Origin of the sequence: Streptomyces nigra (assembly GCF_003074055.1) — a bacterium.
Lineage (GTDB): Bacteria > Actinomycetota > Actinomycetes > Streptomycetales > Streptomycetaceae > Streptomyces > Streptomyces nigra.
Map to the genome: position 1 here is coordinate 7,034,326 of NZ_CP029043.1, position 13,082 is coordinate 7,047,407.

15 protein-coding genes are annotated in these 13,082 nt (G+C 72.8%); 9 read left to right on the plus strand and 6 right to left on the minus strand.

The window, feature by feature from the left end; all coding sequences use genetic code 11:
* Positions 1-34: 34 nt before the first annotated feature.
* The gene (locus DC008_RS32285) at positions 35-895 is read right to left on the minus strand and encodes a SigB/SigF/SigG family RNA polymerase sigma factor (protein ID WP_108710030.1); all 861 of its coding nucleotides are present in this window, start codon (positions 893-895) and stop codon (positions 35-37) included.
* 381 nt (positions 896-1,276) lie between these two features.
* Here DC008_RS32285 and DC008_RS32290 point away from each other — a divergent pair, with 381 nt between their 5' ends.
* Positions 1,277-2,149 (plus strand): RNA polymerase sigma factor SigF, encoded by an 873-nt coding sequence (locus DC008_RS32290; protein ID WP_235074524.1) that lies wholly within the window; start codon positions 1,277-1,279, stop codon positions 2,147-2,149.
* Between the two features lie 93 nt (positions 2,150-2,242).
* Here DC008_RS32290 and DC008_RS32295 read toward each other — a convergent pair whose 3' ends face one another.
* Positions 2,243-2,701, minus strand: coding sequence for an ATP-binding protein (locus DC008_RS32295; protein ID WP_108710031.1), 459 nt, complete (start codon positions 2,699-2,701; stop codon positions 2,243-2,245).
* 420 nt (positions 2,702-3,121) lie between these two features.
* On the opposite strand from DC008_RS32295, the gene DC008_RS32300 reads away from it, so the two are divergent.
* Positions 3,122-3,520: an STAS domain-containing protein gene (locus tag DC008_RS32300; RefSeq protein ID WP_108710032.1), complete on the plus strand. Its 399-nt coding sequence runs from the start codon at positions 3,122-3,124 to the stop codon at positions 3,518-3,520.
* 225 nt (positions 3,521-3,745) lie between these two features.
* Here DC008_RS32300 and DC008_RS32305 read toward each other — a convergent pair whose 3' ends face one another.
* Positions 3,746-4,180 (minus strand): MarR family winged helix-turn-helix transcriptional regulator, encoded by a 435-nt coding sequence (locus DC008_RS32305; protein WP_108710033.1) that lies wholly within the window; start codon positions 4,178-4,180, stop codon positions 3,746-3,748.
* A 201-nt stretch (positions 4,181-4,381) separates the two neighbouring features.
* Here DC008_RS32305 and DC008_RS32310 point away from each other — a divergent pair, with 201 nt between their 5' ends.
* Genes DC008_RS32310 through DC008_RS32335 form a run of 6 tightly spaced genes read left to right on the plus strand, consistent with a single transcriptional unit; the run spans position 4,382 to position 10,167 of the window.
* Complete coding sequence (locus tag DC008_RS32310; protein WP_108710034.1) at positions 4,382-5,554, plus strand: PP2C family protein-serine/threonine phosphatase; 1,173 nt, start codon at positions 4,382-4,384, stop codon at positions 5,552-5,554.
* Between the two features lie 60 nt (positions 5,555-5,614).
* On the plus strand, positions 5,615-6,514 hold the full coding sequence (locus DC008_RS32315) for an STAS domain-containing protein (protein WP_108710035.1): 900 nt from the start codon (positions 5,615-5,617) through the stop codon (positions 6,512-6,514).
* Positions 6,511-6,930 carry an STAS domain-containing protein gene (locus DC008_RS32320; RefSeq protein WP_108710036.1) on the plus strand — a complete coding sequence of 140 codons (420 nt, stop codon included), beginning with the start codon at positions 6,511-6,513 and terminating at the stop codon, positions 6,928-6,930. The genes DC008_RS32315 and DC008_RS32320 overlap by 4 nt, the downstream gene beginning before the upstream one ends.
* Complete coding sequence (locus DC008_RS32325) at positions 6,927-7,370, plus strand: anti-sigma regulatory factor (RefSeq protein ID WP_108710037.1); 444 nt, start codon at positions 6,927-6,929, stop codon at positions 7,368-7,370. The genes DC008_RS32320 and DC008_RS32325 overlap by 4 nt, the downstream gene beginning before the upstream one ends.
* On the plus strand, positions 7,370-8,443 hold the full coding sequence (locus DC008_RS32330) for an ATP-binding SpoIIE family protein phosphatase (protein ID WP_108710038.1): 1,074 nt from the start codon (positions 7,370-7,372) through the stop codon (positions 8,441-8,443). The genes DC008_RS32325 and DC008_RS32330 overlap by 1 nt, the downstream gene beginning before the upstream one ends.
* Positions 8,440-10,167 carry a PP2C family protein-serine/threonine phosphatase gene (locus DC008_RS32335; RefSeq protein ID WP_108710039.1) on the plus strand — a complete coding sequence of 576 codons (1,728 nt, stop codon included), beginning with the start codon at positions 8,440-8,442 and terminating at the stop codon, positions 10,165-10,167. The genes DC008_RS32330 and DC008_RS32335 overlap by 4 nt, the downstream gene beginning before the upstream one ends.
* Before the next feature lie 12 nt (positions 10,168-10,179).
* On the opposite strand, the gene DC008_RS32340 is transcribed toward DC008_RS32335, so the two are convergent.
* From DC008_RS32340 to DC008_RS32350, 3 genes are all read right to left on the minus strand, one after another.
* Complete coding sequence (locus DC008_RS32340; protein ID WP_108710040.1) at positions 10,180-10,635, minus strand: MarR family winged helix-turn-helix transcriptional regulator; 456 nt, start codon at positions 10,633-10,635, stop codon at positions 10,180-10,182.
* Between the two features lie 75 nt (positions 10,636-10,710).
* The gene (locus DC008_RS32345) at positions 10,711-11,370 is read right to left on the minus strand and encodes a response regulator (RefSeq protein ID WP_108710041.1); all 660 of its coding nucleotides are present in this window, start codon (positions 11,368-11,370) and stop codon (positions 10,711-10,713) included.
* The gene (locus tag DC008_RS32350; protein ID WP_108710042.1) at positions 11,367-12,338 is read right to left on the minus strand and encodes a HAMP domain-containing sensor histidine kinase; all 972 of its coding nucleotides are present in this window, start codon (positions 12,336-12,338) and stop codon (positions 11,367-11,369) included. Before DC008_RS32350 ends, DC008_RS32345 begins: the two co-directional genes overlap by 4 nt.
* Before the next feature lie 256 nt (positions 12,339-12,594).
* On the opposite strand from DC008_RS32350, the gene DC008_RS32355 reads away from it, so the two are divergent.
* Positions 12,595-13,080 (plus strand): cation:proton antiporter regulatory subunit, encoded by a 486-nt coding sequence (locus tag DC008_RS32355; protein ID WP_208646043.1) that lies wholly within the window; start codon positions 12,595-12,597, stop codon positions 13,078-13,080.
* The last annotated feature ends 2 nt before the right edge of the window (positions 13,081-13,082 follow it).

The window sequence follows — 13,082 nt, forward strand, 5'->3', positions numbered from 1 at the left end:
ACGGAGTCGTCGTACGGGGGAGGGGCCGGCGGTCTCAGCCGGAGCGGCCTCCGCCGCGGCGCTGCGGGTGGGCGTCCTGGTCGAGCACCTCGGCCCGGACCTTCGCGCAGCACCGGCTGATCAGCCGTGAGACATGCATCTGGGAGATACCGAGCTGGTCGGCTATGCGGCTCTGCGTCATGTCCTCGAAGAAGCGCATGTAGAGGATCGTCCGCTCGCGCTCGGGCAGCCGCCGCAGTCCCTCCTTCGCCGCCTCCCGGTCGATGACCACGTCGTACGCCTCCTCGACGCCGCCGATCGTGTCGGCGAGGCTGAAGCCGTCGTCGCTCGCGGACATCTCGGCGTCCAGGGAGAGCGTGCTGTAGCTCTCCAGGGCCTCCAGGCCGGCGTTCACCTCGTCCTCGGTGAGCCCGGTGTGGGCGGCGATGTCCGCGACGGACGCGGTCGCCCCCGAGCCGGACTCGGTCAGTTCACGGCGCGCGATCCGCACCTTGTTGCGCAGCTCCTGGACGCGGCGCGGCACCCGCAGCGCCCACATCCGGTCGCGGAAGTGCCGCTTGATCTCACCGGTGATGGTGGGCACGGCGTAGCTCTCGAAGGCGCCCCGCCCGGGCTCGTACCGGTCGATCGCCTTGACCAGGCCGAGCGCGGCGACCTGGCGCAGGTCCTCCAGCGACTCCCCGCGGTTGCGGAAGCGGCCGGCGATCCGGTGGGCCATCGGCAGCCAGGCCCGGGTCAATTCGTCGCGGAGCGCGTCCCGCTCGGGCCCGTGCGGCAGCTCGGCCAGCCGGACGAAGGTGCTCGCGGTGTCGGGGGCGTCGTCGTGGACGCGCCCGCCGGAGACGCGGGGGCGGGCAGGGAGGTCGGAACCATGTGCGGACGTTTCAACCAGCATGAAAACAGCTCCTGAACGGCCTTCTCAGGGATGTGCGTGTGGAAACGGTGCACGGGGCACGCTGGCCCCGGAGCGGCTCACGTCGTTCGCACCGGCGCGCCTCTGGTCCGAAGCACGAAATCCCGCATGCCCCGGGTCCTGTGGTGCAAACAGCGCACACGCAGAAGAAGGGGAAAGAAGTCCGCGCGCCGGATGGACGGGGCCCGGCGGGGTCCCTGGGAGCGGACGCGGCTTATGGTGGATGCATCCGGACGTGGTTTCCGGCGAGAAGTCACCGCGTACGAGAAGTTCCTCGAGATTCTCGGTTTCCTCGGGATTGACCCGCGGGATCGGGGGCACGCGGGGGTACGACAACAGGTTCTGGCATCGGGAGGGCGGCACATGGCAGCCGTGACGGTGGCGCAGGCAACGGCCACGGCACAGGAGAAGGACGCGACGGAGGCGGCGCTGCCGCTGATCGAGGACCCGTCGCGGGTGAAGCCCCAGGACGCACGCGAGCTGTCGCGTCAGTTCTTCGACCGACTGGATGTGCTGGAAGAGGGCACGCACGAATACCAGTACGTACGCAACACCCTGATCGAGATGAACCTGTCCCTCGTGCGGTACGCGGCATCGCGCTTCCGTGCCCGCGGGGACTCGCTGGAGGACATCGTCCAGGTCGGCACGATCGGGCTGATCAAGGCGATCGACCGGTTCGAGATCTCTCGCGAGGTCGAGTTCACGACCTTCGCCGTGCCGTACATCGTCGGTGAGATCAAGCGTTTCTTCCGTGACACCAGCTGGGCCGTGCATGTGCCGCGCCGGCTGCAGGAGGCGCGCGTGGAGCTGGCCAAGGCCACCGAGGAGCTCAGCTCCCGGCTCGGCCGGACGCCGACCACCCGTGAGCTGTCCGAGCTGATGTCGCTGTCGGAGGAAGAGGTCATCGAGGCCCGCAAGGCCTCCAACTGCTACCAGTCGGCCTCGCTGGACGCCGCCGTCTCCGGTGACGCGGAGAGCGGCGAGTCGGTGCTGGCGGACCTCCTCGGCGAGGAGGACCCGTCGCTGGAGCTGGTGGAGGACTTCCACTCGCTCGCCCCGCTGATCGCGGGACTGGACGACCGGGAACGGAAGATCATCCACCTGCGGTTCGTGGAGGAGCTGACCCAGTCGCAGATCGCCGAGCAGATCGGCGTCTCGCAGATGCATGTCTCGCGGCTCATCAGCCGCATCATCAAGCAGCTGCGGGTCGGACTGCTGGAGCCCGGGGTCGCCTGACCCCGGGACGAGGGAAGTCGCAGGAAGCGCGGCGCCGAGGCGTCGCGGGTGGGCCGTGGCCGCGAGGCCGGCGGCCCACCCGTATGTCCGGGGTCAGGCGCCCTCCGGGTGCGGCCCGAGCAGGGGGATCACCGCGGTGACCCGCTTGCCGCCGGTGGGCAGGTCGGCCACCTCGACCTCGCAGGCCAGCCGGCACACGATCGGCCAGCCACGCCCTCCGCAGCGGTGCCGGCCGCGGCGGTCGACGGACTCCAGCGTCACCGGCCGCCGGCGCTCCCGGTCGCACACGGACAGATGGAGGTTCTCGCCGACGACCTCGACGTCGAAGTCGGTGATGCCGCCGCCGTGCAGCATCGCGTTGGTCGTCAGCTCCGAGGCGACGAGCAGCGCGTCCGACAGCGAGTCGGGCGTGTACGGGGCACTCCGGCCGGTCGGGCGCTCGGCGAGAGCACGCCGTACCGCTCCCCGCGCCTCGGCGGGGTTGAGCGGCCGGTGGCGCGCGGGGTCGCCGGCCGGGCCGGTGGGGGCGTGGGCCCCCTGTTCCTGACTCATGCTGCAGCTCCCTGACCGGAGGGCGGGAAGACGGGCCGGTCGCCGGGCGTCCCGGGCGGACGGGGGCGGAGCCGCTTTCTTCCCTCCTCCACGATCTGTGACGTTCCCTCCCTTTTCGCGTGACCAGACGGAAGGGGATCAAACCGTTTCCCCGCGCCTGTGTCCGTACGGCCGTCCGGACGGGTGACCTGCGGGGAAGCGCCTGGGATCCGGCCGTGTACGAGGAGGATCCGGGGGTAGACGGCCCAGCGGAACGCGTCGACGCACGGTCGGGGCCGTGAGCCACGGCCGGGTCGAGGGGTGCCGACCCCGGACCGCCGACGACCGGCCCGGGCCGGCCCCGGACGACGTGTTCCGCGATGCATCGAACCGGCCGTTCGGGGAACCCGTCCCGATCGCCAACGCCTGTGGGAGGTACTTGTGTCCATTGCCCAGAATCCCTTGTCGATCAAGGTGGAAGTGCCCAGGGAGGACGCCGTGCTGCTGACGGTCGAGGGTGACCTGGACATGGACACGGCCACCGAGCTGCAGCACCACCTGGCCAACCAGCTCCATCACGGCCGCCGCCACTTCCTGCTCGACATCGCCGGCGTGCCCTTCATGGACTCGTCCGGCATGAACATCGTGCTGCGGGCCTACCAGGAGGTGCGGGAGATCCCCGGCGGTGTGTACGTGATCTCGCCGACCCCCGCGGTCCGGCGGATCATGGACCTCACCGGGGTCAGCATCACCGTGCCCATCGTGGAGAGCGTCGAGGAGGCGCTGGCCGTGGCGGACTCCGGCGGCCCGGTCGCCCCCGAGCCCCCGGACGAGGACTGAACGCCGCTTTCCATCGGTTTCCACCGGGACGGCCCGCAGGGCGTCTCCTGCCCCCGCAGGCACAACAGTTGCCGTTTGACAACTATGGCCATGAGGCAACAGAGTGAGCGAGTCATAGCGCGGGAGGGGTGGTGGAACGTGCCGTTCGGCAACGACGGTCCGCGCCGCCGTCCGATGGCGCCGACCCCGTCCCTTCCCGGTCCCGTGACCGCGCGGCGACGGGTGTCAGGCGCTTCGGGCGTCCGGCTCCTCGTCGCTCTCGTGGATCTCCGCCGAAGCCGCGCGGCAGAAGGCCTCCAGGCCCTCCAGCAGCGCGTCCCGCTTGGCCACGGGCATCTGCTCCAGGACGGACTGCAGGGCGGCCTCGCGCCGCGCGCGCAGCTCCGCCAGGAACGTCCGCCCACGCCGGCTCAGATGCAGCCGCAGCTCCCTGCGGCTGGCGGCGCTGGTCTCACGCTCGACGAAGCCCACCGCCTGCAGCCGGTCGCACAGCCGGCTCGTGGACGGCGGGGTGGAGCCGAGCGCTTCCGCGAGCATGCGCAGGTTGATGCCGTCGCTGTGCTCCAGGATGAACAGCACGCGGATCTGGGAGGCGGACACCGGAGAGGTCGAGGCGCGGCCCCACAGGACCTCCAGCAACTCGGCGGCCTCGGAGGTCATGTGTGCCACCTCGTCCGGCCGCGGATGGGCGTAGGAGGAAGTCACGGCCCCACTCTTTCAGGCTTGGCGGATGCTGTCAGCCCGCTGTTCCGGGCAATACGTGCAGAACGATAGATACGGACAAGAGGGACCGACGGCGGTTCCCGCGGTGACGCGGGGGCCGGGCGCCGTCACCGTGACGAGGATGGCCGATCCGACATCGTGAACAGATTCGTGGCAGCCGAGAGGGCGCTGCGCTCCGCGGCACCGCACCGGCTCGTGGAGGCGGCGCGGGACGTGCTGTGCGCCGAGTACGGCGCGACGTCCGTCGAGCTGTACCTGGCCGACTACGCCCTCGTGCAGCTCCAGGAGGTCCACGCGACCGACGGCCGGGCCGAGTCCGTCCCGGCCCGCGGCAGCACCGCCGGACGGGCCTTCGGCTCCCAGGAGCCGTACACCGAGAAGCTCACCGGCGGCCGGGTGCGGCTGCACCTCCCGGTGACCGTGCGCGGCGACCGCCTCGGCGTCCTCATCGTGACCATGCCCCCCGCCGAAGACGCCGACAGCGCCCTGGACGAGCTCGCCGACATCGCGCAGGTGCTCGGCCACGAGATCGTCGTCGCCGACCGGGACACCGACGTCTACATGCGGGCCCGTCGCGCCGACCGGCTCACCCTCGCCGCCGAGATGCAGTGGCAGCTCCTGCCCGGACGCTCCTGCACCGGGCCCGAGTACGCCCTGGGTGCCCAGCTGGAGCCCGCCTACGCGATCCACGGCGACAACTTCGACTGGTCCGCCGACGCCGAACGCCTGATGGTCTACGTCACCAACGGCATGGGCGAGGGCATCGAGGCGTCCCTGCTGACCAACCTCGGTATCAACGCCCTGCGCAACGCGCGCCGCGCCGGGCTCTCCATCGAGGACCAGGCCGCCCTGGCCGACCAGGCCGTCTTCGCCCAGTACCGCGGCGAGTCGTACATCTCCGTGCTCCTCGTCGACCTGGAGCTGCGCACCGGGCGGCTGCGGGTCGTCGACGCCGGGTCCCCGCGGATGCTGCGGCTGCGCGGCCGCAGCGTCACCCCCGTCGACCTGGAGGCCCAGCTCCCGCTCGGCATGTTCGAGGAGACCGACTACGTCCCCCACGAGGTCGACCTCGCCCCCGGCGACCGGCTCCTCTTCGTCAGCGACGGGGTGTACGCCGTCTGCGCGCCCGGCGGCGAGGAGTACGGGGAGCGGGCCCTGGCCCGCGCCATCGTCTCCACCAGCCTGCTGCCCGCCGCCGAGGTCCCCCGGGCCGTCCTGCGGGAGCTGTCCGGCCACCGCGGCGCCACCGAACCCGCCGACGACGCGCTCGTGGTGTGTCTCGACTGGTTCGGGCCGCCCGAGGTGGCCTGACCGGCGGCTCGGCTTCCCCGTAGGGTCGGGGCAGCGCACAACCAACGAGGAGGGAACTTCGTGCCGGAACAGCACACGGCCAAGGACAGGACCGATCCCAAGCAGGAGGTGGGTGCCTTCCTGCGGGAGCGGCGCGAGCAGATCGCCCAGCGCTGGGCCGACGCCGCGGTGTTCCGCACCGTGTTCACCGTCTCCCGTGACGAGGCGGTCGAGGCGGGCCGCTCCGTCGTGGAGGCCCTGGCCGCGGTGGCCGCGTCCGGACGGATCGAGGACCTGGAGGCCGACGGCTTCGCCGTGGTCCGCGAGCAGCTCGCGCGCACCGCGCAGGCCCGCGCCCGGGCCGGCGCCACCATGGGCCAGATCTCCGCGGAGATGGAGGCACTGCGCCCGCCCGTCACCGAGCTGCTGCTCGACGAGCTGTCCGGCGCACCCGCCGACCACGTCCGCGAGTGCACCACCGTCCTGGCCGTGCTCATGGGCACCCTGCGGCTGGTCATGCTGGAGACGACCACCGTCGCCGGACAGGACCTCATCAACCGGCAGCGGCTGGAGATGCTGGAGATCGCCACCCCCGTGATCAAGCTCTGGGAGGGTATCGTCGCCGTCCCGCTCATCGGCACGCTGGACAGCGCCCGCAGCCAGGTCGTCATGGAGACCCTGCTGGACGCCATCGTCGAACAGCACGCCCGGATCGCGATCCTGGACATCACCGGGGTGCCGACCGTGGACTCGCTGGTGGCCCAGCACCTGATGAAGACCGTCGCGGCGGCCCGGCTCATGGGCGCCGAGTGCATCGTCTCCGGCATCCGGCCGGCCATCGCGCAGACCATCGTCCACCTCGGCATCGACCTCAGCTCGATCCAGACCCGCGCCAGCCTCGCGGACGCCCTGGCCTACGCCCTCCAGCAGCAGGGCGCGCACATCGTGCCCTCCGCCGGCCCCGTCGTGGAGCCGCGGTGACCGGGACCGCCACACCGCCCGACGGCTATGTGCCCGTGCTGCGCCTCGGCGGGATCCTGCTCGTCACCCTGCAGGGCGATCTGTACGACAGCACGGCGGAACGGCTGAGGCAGGACATCGGCCGCACCGTCTCCGACGACGCGGTCACCGGTGTCGTCATCGATCTGTCGGGCGTCGAGATCGTCGACTCCTTCATGGGCCGGGTGCTCAGCGACATCGCCGCCATGACCCAGCTGCTGGCCGCGCAGACCGTCGTCGCCGGGATGCGCCCGGCCGTCGCCATCACCCTGGTGGAACTCGGCCTGACCCTCCCGGGGCTGCGCACCGCGCTGAGCACCGAGGAGGCCATGAACCTGCTCGGCGCCCAGGTCGCGGACCTGCCCCGGACCGCCGGCGCCCGCCGGGAGCGGCCGTGACCCACAGCACCGGAAGTGTCTCCGCCCGTCTGCCGCTCACCTCGGACCTGGACCTGGTCCGGGCCCGGCAGCATGTGCGGCAGATGACCGCCGAGCTCGGGTTCAGCCTGGTCGAGCAGACCAAGCTGGTCACCGCGGCCAGCGAGCTGGCGCGCAACGCCCTCGTCCACGGCGGCGGCGGCCGGATGGAGTGCACACAGGTGACCGACGGCGGCGTACGCGGCCTGCGCCTCGTCTTCAGCGACGACGGCCCCGGCATCGCCGACCTCGACCAGGCACTCTCCGACGGCTACACGTCCGGCGAGGGGCTGGGCATGGGGCTGCCCGGCGCCCGGCGCCTGGTCCACGAGTTCTCCGTCGACAGCGCCCGCGGCCAGGGCACCACCGTCACCGTGACGTCCTGGGTCGCCGGGCCGCCCCGGCAGCGAGAGGCACCCTGATGCCGCGCGTCTGGGAGGTCCCGGTGCACGACTCGACCCGGGTCCGCGACGTCCGTGTCGCGGCCCGGGACGCGGCCGGGCGCGCCCTGCTGCCCGAGGACCGGCTCGCCGCCGCGGAACTCGTGGCCACCGAGCTGGCGACCAACCTCCTCAAGCACGCGGGCGGCGGACGCGTCCTGCTCGACCTGGTCGTCCCGGCCACGCCGTCCTACGGCGACGACCCCCTCCGGCTGGTGCAGATCGTCGCCATCGACCACGGCCCCGGCATCGCCGACGTCGAGACGGCGCTGATGGACGGCTTCTCCACCAGGGACTCCCTCGGCGCGGGCCTCGGTACCTGCCGGCGCACCTCCGACGGCTTCGGCCTGCACAGCGTGCCCGGCAAGGGGACCGTCGCGATGGCCAGGATCGGCCCCCGGACCGACCGGCCCGGCACCGGCCCGTACCCGCCGCAGGTCCCGGTGCGGGCCGGCGGCGTCAACGTCCCGCTGGCCGGCGGCGAGTACTCCGGCGACGCCTGGACGTGCGTACGCACCGCCGACCGCGTCACGCTGATGCTCGCCGACGGGCTCGGGCACGGCCCCCAGGCCGCCCGCGCCTCCTCGGCGGCCACGCACGCCCTGCACCAGGCGGCCCATCTGTCCCCGGACGAGCTGCTGCGGCGGATGCACACCGCGCTGCGCGAGACCCGGGGCGCGGCCGTCGCCGTGGCCCAACTCGACGTGAGTGCCGGGCAGTTGTATTTTGCCGGGGTGGGAAACGCGGGGGCCCGGCTACGTCGTGGAGACACCTGGCACGGACTGGTCTCGCGCCCGGGCATCGTCGGCGCCCACCTGCCGACGCATCTGCGCCTGCACCAGGAGGCCTGGACCCCCGACAGCCTTCTCGTCCTGCACTCCGACGGCCTGCCCAGCCGCTGGAGCCCCGGCCCCGCCACCGGCGGACCGACCCTGCTCGACCCCGCCGTCGTCGCCGCCTCGATCGTGCGGGACGCCAGCAGTTCCGCCCGCCCGGTCCGCGACGACACCGCCGTCGCCGTCCTGAGCCCCAGCCCCCCGGACCGCTCCTCATGATCCGAACCTGGTCTGTCCGCACCGTCACCCAGGCCGCGCGGGCCCGTATCGCCGCGGCCCGGCTGGCGGCCACCTGCGGGGTCAGTACGGTCGAACGCACCCGTCTGGTCACGGCGTTCACCGCGCATCTGCGGCAGTGCCTCACCAAGGGCGGAACCTGGCGGATCGGTGTCACGACGACCCCGACGCCCGGCGGCGGCGAGTTCGTCCTCGAGGTCGAACCGGTCGGCCGCGGCTCCCAGGACCGCCCCGGTCCCTGGCGCATGGCGATCTCCTGCGCCGAGGACGTCGACCTCTCCGACGGCGACCACGGCGCCGACGACCCCGCCTCGCTGGCCGAGGCCCTGTTCGGCGCCGACGAGGACACCGCCCTGCTGCTGGAACGGCTCGACGAGCAGGAGGCCCTCGTCGCCTTCCACCGGGAGGAACTGCACCAGACCAACCAGGGCGTCCTCGCCCTGCACGCCGAACTCGACGCCGCCAACCAGGCCCAGCGCCGCCTCTTCGACGCCGAGCAGAAGGCCCGCAGGGAGGCCGAGGCGGCCCGCGGCCGGCTGACCTTCCTCGCCGACGCCAGCGCCGCCCTGACGGCCTCCCTGAACCACGAGGCCATCGTGCGGCTGCTGCCCGCCCTGCTGGTCCCGCGCTACGCCCGTGCCATCGACGTCTGGCTGTTCGACGGCACCGAGCCCGCCCGGGGCGGCGCCTCCCACCCGGCCGCCGCGGTCGTCGCCGCCCGCCGCGAGCGGCCCCAGTACGCGGCCGACCACCCCGGCGGCCTGCCCGGCGTCGACGACCATCCGCCGTCCGCCCTCGATCCCGGCCGGGCCCTGCTCTGCATCCCCCTGCTGACCCGCCGGGCCCCGCAGGGCGTCCTCACCCTCACCGCCCCCGACGAGGGCTGGGACGCCGACGACGCCGTCATGCTCGTCGAGCTGACCCGCCGCGCCAGCATCGCCCTGGAGAACGCCCGGCGGTTCGAGCACAACCGGGACATCGCCGAGACCCTGCAGCGCGCCCTGCTCACCGAGCTGCCCCGGACCCCCGGACTGACCCTCGCGGCCCGCTACCTCCCCGCCACCCGCGGCCTGAACATCGGCGGCGACTGGTACGACGCCTTCCGCCAGCCCGACGGCAGCCTCATCACCGTCGTCGGCGACGTCACCGGGCACGGACTGCACGCCGCGGTGGTGATGAGCCAGCTGCGCACCGCCCTGCGCGCCTACGCCGTCGACGGCAGCGGCCCCGGCCAACTCCTCACCCGGCTCCACGAGTTCCTGCACCGGCTGCGCATGGACCTGTACGCCACCGCCGTCATCGCCCGCTTCCACCCGCACGACGACACCCTCACCTGGGCCGCCGCCGGCCACCCGCCACCGGTGCTGCGCACCCCCGACGGCGAGGTGCTCACCCTGGACGCCAAGCCGGGCGCGATGCTCGGCATCCCCCTGCAGCAGCGGATCGCCGACCACACCGCGCCCGTGCCCCCCGGCTCCACGCTCGCCCTCTACACCGACGGACTGGTGGAGCGCCGGGCCCAGGGCATCGACCCCGGCATCGGGCGGCTCACCGACGCCCTGGCCACGTTCGGCGCGGACGAACTCGACCAGGACCTCGAAGGGTCCGCCGACCGGCTGCTGCACCCGCTGCTGCACGACTCCGAGCACGACGACGACGTCTGCCTGCTGCTGTGCCATGTGCACGGCGACGAGCAGCCCGTCTGAGCCCCGCGGCGGCTACTCGGGGTCCAGGGGGCCGTGGTCGAGGGCGCGCAGCACCCCCTCGAGCCCGACCCGCCGATGGACCGCGACCCCCTCGAACGCGGCCGTGAGCCGCACCGACAGCAGCCGGGTGAGCTCCGCCAGGAAGCGGTCGCCCTGGGCCGTGGTCTCCAGCCGTACCTCACGCCGGTTGTCCGGCTGCACACAGCGTCTCAGCAGCCCCGCCGCCTCCAGCCGGTCGCAGAGCCGGCTGGCGGTGGGCAGGCCGATGCGCAGATGCCCGGCCAGCGCGGTCACATTCAGCTCGGGCCGGCGCCGTACTGCTCTCAGTGCCCGGACCTGACGCGGCGACAGCCGCGGATTCACATCCGCGACCGCCGAGAACCACAACGTCACCAGGCCCTCCACGGCCTCGACGGTCTCGCGTCCGACGGCGTAGGAGGGGAGGGGGGAATCCTGTTCGGGGGGCATGGTCCGTCCTGCCTGGACTTCATCAGTGCAAAGGGGCGTACCCCGAGCGGGGCGGAGTACACGGCGAGACATCCCCTACGGTTCGATGAGTCCTACGCGGATGGCGTAGCGCGTCAGCTCCAGCCGGTCGCGCAGCCCCAGCTTCTGCAGCAGATTGGCGCGGTGCCGCTCCACCGTCTTGACGCTGATCACCAGAAGCTGGGCGATCTCCTTCGAGGAGTGCCCCTCGGCGACGAGCTTGAGGATCTCCTCCTCCCGCTCCGTGATCGGGCGGGCCGGCAGCCGGTCACCCGAACGGATGCGGTCCAGATAGGTGCGGATGAGGGCCGACTCGGCACCCGGATAGATGAACGGCTCGTCCCGCAGCGCCGCGCGGCACGCCTCGACCAGATCCCGGTCGGCGACGGACTTCGGGACATAGCCGGAGGCACCCGCCTTCAGTGCCTCGAAGAAGTACTGCTCGTTGTCGTACATCGTCAGCATCAGCGTGCGCAGGCCCGGCTGGACCCGGGACAGCTCGCGCGCCGCCTGGAGGCCGGTCTGCCGGGGCATCGCGATGTCGAGGATGGCCAGGTCGACGCCGTCGCCCAGCTCCCGGGCCCGCTCGATGGCCTCCGCGCCGTCGGCGGCCTCGGCCACCACCGTCAGATCGGGTTCGGCGTCCAGGATGAGCCGCACTCCGCGACGCACCAGGGCGTGGTCGTCGGCGAGCAGAATGCGGGCGGGAGCGGTCATCGTGCGTTCTCCTGGGGGCCGGGGCCGGACGGACTGCCGTCGACGCACAGACGGATCTCGGTGCCGCCCCGCGGGCCGGGGCCGACGAAGAGGTCGGCGCCCACCAGCAGGGCGCGCTCCCGCATCCCGCTGATCCCCGCGCCCTCCGGCGCCGACCCGATGCCCCGCCCGTCGTCGGTGACCAGCAGGGTCACCCGGCCGTCGGCCTCGGGCCGCAGCCGCACCTCGACCCGGGTGGCACCGGCGTGCCGCGCGGTGTTGGTGAGCCCCTCCTGGGCGACCCGGTACAGGACCAGCTCGGTCGCCGGATCCAGAGCGGGGACGCCGGGCGCGATTTGCGTCGTCGCGCTCAGCCGGGAGGTCGTGAACTCGTTCGCCAGGGCGCGCAGGGCGCTGTGCAGCCCCAGCTCCTCCAGGACGCCGGGGCGCAGCCGGCGGGCGATCCGCCGGATCTCCTCCAGGCCCGCCCGGGTGGTCTCCTGCGCCTGGCGCAGATCGGCGCGGACCGTCTCGGGCGCCCGGTCGGCCGCGTGCTTGAGCTGGAGCAGGACCGCCGTCAGGGTCTGGCCGACCTCGTCGTGCAGCTCCTGCGCGAGACGGTGCCGCTCGGCCTCCTGCGCCGACAGCACCCGGCCGGTGCTGGTGGCCCGCTCCGCCTCCAGACGGGCGAGCATCGCGTTGAACGTCTTCGTCAGCTCGGCCATCTCACCGGGCCCGGTGACGTTCGTACGGCTGCCGGGGCGCAGCAGGTCGGCGGCGGCCATGGCCCGGGTCAGCCGCGCCAGCGGGGCGAGCCCGAACCGCAGCAGCGCCGCGTTGGCGACCAGCATCACCACGAGCCCGGTGAGCAGGACCAGCGCCTCCCCGAACAGCACGGGCGTGGACACGGTGACCGGTCCCAGGAGCAGCAGCACCGCGGCGAGGAGGACCGCCGCGTTGAGGAGGAAGATCCGCCAGTACAACGTCATGATCGCCGCCCTTCCCGCTGCCGCTCACCTCCACTGTCTCCCGTGGCCGCCGGACGACCCCCGGCGGGGGCCCGGCCTGTGAAGGGGCCCACTGCCCCGCACCGATTCTCACCGTCGGCGCCGCCCCGCGTCCATCCGTGCTGACACCCATATCCCCAGCTCGCGCGCACCTGGCACGATGAACACCGCACGGTGGCCACCGGGCCGACGAGCCGTGCCGGCACCAAGTCGCGAACGAACATGGAGGGGAGGGGTTGTGCCTGCTCCGCGGATGAGCACCACGCCCTTGCCGGGGATCGGTGTCCAGTACGACCTCACCACGCGGGAACACCGGCATCTGTCGGTGATCGCCCACCGCGACGGCACCCGGACGGTGAACGTCTACCGCGCCGACGACCCGGACGCGTGCGCCCAGTCGCTGCACCTGAACGAAGCGGAGACCGCCTCGCTGATCGACGCGCTGGCCCCCTCCCACCACAGCCCGAACCTGCTGTCCACGACCGATCTGGGTCTGGTGGCCGAGCGCATCGAGCTGTCCTCCACCTCGTACTGGAACGGACGCGTCCTCGGCGACACGAAGATGCGGACCGAGACCGGTGCCTCCCTCGTCGCCGTCCTGCGGCGCGCCCAGGCGGTCCCCTCGCCGACGCCGGACTTCCGGCTGGCCGGGGGAGACATCCTGATCGTCATCGGCACCCGCGAGGGCGTGGAGGCGGCCGCCGCGATACTCGGGCGGGAGTGATT

What these genes read in the sequence shown, in the direction of transcription:
- DC008_RS32285 (WP_108710030.1), bottom strand. Translation starts at nt 895, where the DNA reads ATGCTGGTTGAAACGTCCGCACATGGTTCCGACCTCCCTGCCCGCCCC.
- DC008_RS32290 (WP_235074524.1), top strand. Translation starts at nt 1,277, where the DNA reads ATGGCAGCCGTGACGGTGGCGCAGGCAACGGCCACGGCACAGGAGAAG.
- DC008_RS32295 (WP_108710031.1), bottom strand. Translation starts at nt 2,701, where the DNA reads ATGAGTCAGGAACAGGGGGCCCACGCCCCCACCGGCCCGGCCGGCGAC.
- DC008_RS32305 (WP_108710033.1), bottom strand. Translation starts at nt 4,180, where the DNA reads ATGACCTCCGAGGCCGCCGAGTTGCTGGAGGTCCTGTGGGGCCGCGCC.
- DC008_RS32330 (WP_108710038.1), top strand. Translation starts at nt 7,370, where the DNA reads ATGCCGCGCGTCTGGGAGGTCCCGGTGCACGACTCGACCCGGGTCCGC.
- DC008_RS32335 (WP_108710039.1), top strand. Translation starts at nt 8,440, where the DNA reads ATGATCCGAACCTGGTCTGTCCGCACCGTCACCCAGGCCGCGCGGGCC.
- DC008_RS32340 (WP_108710040.1), bottom strand. Translation starts at nt 10,635, where the DNA reads ATGCCCCCCGAACAGGATTCCCCCCTCCCCTCCTACGCCGTCGGACGC.
- DC008_RS32345 (WP_108710041.1), bottom strand. Translation starts at nt 11,370, where the DNA reads ATGACCGCTCCCGCCCGCATTCTGCTCGCCGACGACCACGCCCTGGTG.
- DC008_RS32350 (WP_108710042.1), bottom strand. Translation starts at nt 12,338, where the DNA reads ATGACGTTGTACTGGCGGATCTTCCTCCTCAACGCGGCGGTCCTCCTC.